The organism is Endozoicomonas atrinae (assembly GCF_001647025.1).
Classification (GTDB): domain Bacteria; phylum Pseudomonadota; class Gammaproteobacteria; order Pseudomonadales; family Endozoicomonadaceae; genus Endozoicomonas; species Endozoicomonas atrinae.
Window position 1 is genome coordinate 1 of sequence record NZ_LUKQ02000420.1, and the last position, 3091, is coordinate 3091.

Consider the following 3091-nt stretch of genomic DNA (forward strand, 5'->3'; position numbering starts at 1 on the left):
CCGGTGCCGCCATCCACAATCTCGGTCACCGCGCCGGTGACATCGGTGGCCGCAGTAATGGTCGGTACATCATTGGTGCCGGTGATGGTCACGGTGACCTGCTGGTCCACGGTGCCGCCGTTGCCATCGTTAACCGTGACGGTATAGGTCTGGGTCCGCACCTGACCCGCCGCCAGATCATCAATGTCGGCATCGGGCACCGTGAAGGTCCAGTCCACCTGGCCGGTGCCGTCACTGGTGGTGCTGTTGCTGACCGTCGGGGTAAAGGTGCCGAGATAGCCGCTGGTGTCGGAAGTGACACTGACGGTCTGGACATCGGTGAGGTCCACATCAGCGATGGTAAAGGAACCACTGTCGGATAATGTGGTGGTGTTTTCACCGGTGCCGCCATCCACAATCTCGGTCACCGCGCCGGTGACATCGGTGGCCGCAGTAATGGTCGGTACATCATTGGTGCCGGTGATGGTCACCGTCACCTGCTGATCCACGGTGCCGCCGTTGCCATCGTTGACCGTGACGGTATAGGTCTGGGTCCGCACCTGACCCTCCGCCAGGTCATCAATATCGGCATCAGGCACCGTGAAGGTCCAGTCCACCTGTCCGGTGCCGTCATTGGTGGTGTTGTTGCTGACCGTCGGGGTAAAGGAGCCCAGGTACCCGGTGGTGTCGGAGGTGACGCTGACGGTCTGGACATCGGTCAGGTTCACATCGGCGATGGTGAAGGAACCACTGTCGGATAATGTGCTGGTGTTTTCACCGGTACCACCATCCACAATCTCGGTCACCGCACCAGTGACATCGGTGGCCGCAGTAATGGTAGGGGCATCATTGGTGCCGGTGATGGTCACCGTCACCTGCTGGTCCACGGTGCCGCCGTTGCCATCGTTGACCATGATGGTGTAGGTCTGGGTCAGTACCTGACCCGCGGCCAGGTAATCAATATCGGCATCGGGCACCGTGAAGGTCCAGTCCACCTGGCCGGTGCCGTCACCGGTGGTGTTGTTGCTGACCGTCGGGGTAAAGGAGCCCAGGTACCCGCTGGTGTCGGAGGTGACACTGACGGTCTGCACATCGGTGAGGTCCACATCAGCAATGGTGAAGGAGCCACTGTCGGATAAGATATCGGTACTACCGCTGATTCCGGTCACTGTCCCAGTGACATCGGTGGCCGCAGTAATGGTCGGTACATCATTGGTGCCGGTGATGGTCACCGTCACCTGCTGATCCACGGTGCCACCATTGCCATCGTTGACCGTGACCGTGTAGGTCTGGGTCCGCACCTGACCTGCGGCCAGGTCATCAATATCGGCATCGGGTACCGTGAAGGTCCAGTCTACCTGGCCGGTGCCGTCGTCGGTGGTGTTGTTGCTGACCGTCGGGGTAAAGGAGCCCAGGTACCCGGTGGTGTCGGAGGTGACGCTGACGGTCTGGACATCGGTGAGGTCCACATCCGCAATGGCAAAGGAACCACTGTCGGATAATGTGCTGGTGTTTTCACCGGTGCCGCCATCCACAATCTCGGTCACCGCGCCGGTGACATCGGTGGCCGCAGTAATGGTCGGTACATCATTGGTGCCGGTGATGGTCACGGTGACCTGCTGATCCACGGTGCCGCCGTTGCCATCGTTAACCGTGACGGTATAGGTCTGGGTCCGCACCTGACCCGCGGCCAGGTCATCAATATCGGCATCGGGCACCGTGAAGGTCCAGTCTACCTGGCCAGTGCCGTCACCGGTGGTGTTGTTGCTGACCGTCGGGGTAAAGGAGCCCAGGTACCCGGTGGTGTCGGAGGTGACACTGACGGTCTGGACATCGGTGAGGTCCACATCAGCAATGGCAAAAGAACCACTGTCGGATAATGTGGTGGTGTTTTCACCGGTGCCGCCATCCACAATCTCGGTCACCGCGCCGGTGACATCGGTGGCTGCAGTAATGGTCGGTACATCATTGGTGCCGGTGATGGTCACCGTCACCTGCTGATCCACGGTACCGCCGTTACCATCGTTGACCGTGATGGTATAGGTCTGGGTCAGCACCTGACCCGCCGCCAGATCATCAATATCGGCATCGGGCACCGTGAAGGTCCAGTCCACCTGGCCGGTGCCGTCGTCGGTGGTGTTGTTGCTGACCGTCGGGGTAAAGGAGCCCAGGTACCCGGTGGTGTCGGAGGTGACACTGACGGTCTGCACATCGGTGAGGTCCACATCGGCGATGGTGAAGCTGCCACTGTCGGATAATGTGCTGGTGTTTTCACCGGTACCGCCATCCACAATCTCGGTCACCGCGCCGGTGACATCGGTGGCTGCAGTGATGGTCGGTACATCATTGGTGCCGGTGATGGTCACCGTCACCTGCTGGTCCACGGTACCGCCGTTACCATCGTTGACCGTGACGGTATAGGTCTGGGTCCGCACCTGACCCGCGGCCAGGTCATCAATATCGGCATCGGGCACCGTGAAGGTCCAGTCCACCTGGCCAGTGCCGTCACCGGTGGTGTTGTTGCTGACCGTCGGGGTAAAGGAGCCGAGATAGCCGCTGGTGTCGGAGGTGACACTGACGGTCTGGACATCGGTGAGGTCCACATCAGCAATGGCAAAGGAACCACTGTCGGATAATGTGGTGGTGTTTTCACCGGTGCCGCCATCCACAATCTCGGTCACCGCGCCAGTGACATCGGTGGCCGCAGTAATGATCGGTACATCATTGGTGCCGGTGATGGTCACCGTCACCTGTTGATCCACGGTGCCACCATTGCCATCGTTGACCGTGACCGTGTAGGTCTGGGTCCGCACCTGACCTGCGGCCAGGTCATCAATATCGGCATCGGGCACCGTGAAGGTCCAGTCCACCTGTCCGGTACCGTCACTGGTGGTGTTGTTGCTGATCGTCGGGGTAAAGGTGCCAAGATAACCGCTGGTGTCGGAGGTGACGCTGACGGTCTGCACATCGGTGAGATCCACATCAGCAATGGCAAAGGAACCACTGTCGGATAATGTGGTGGTGTTTTCACCGGTGCCGCCATCCACAATCTCGGTCACCGCGCCGGTGACATCGGTGGCCGCAGTAATGGTCGGTACATCATTGGTGCCGG

Annotated in this window: 1 protein-coding gene; it reads right to left on the minus strand. The window is 60.2% G+C overall.

Features of this window, described 5'->3' with window-relative positions:
• A partial coding sequence (locus AK963_RS27290; protein WP_202969885.1) for a beta strand repeat-containing protein occupies window positions 1–3091 on the minus strand: 3091 nt, incomplete at both ends.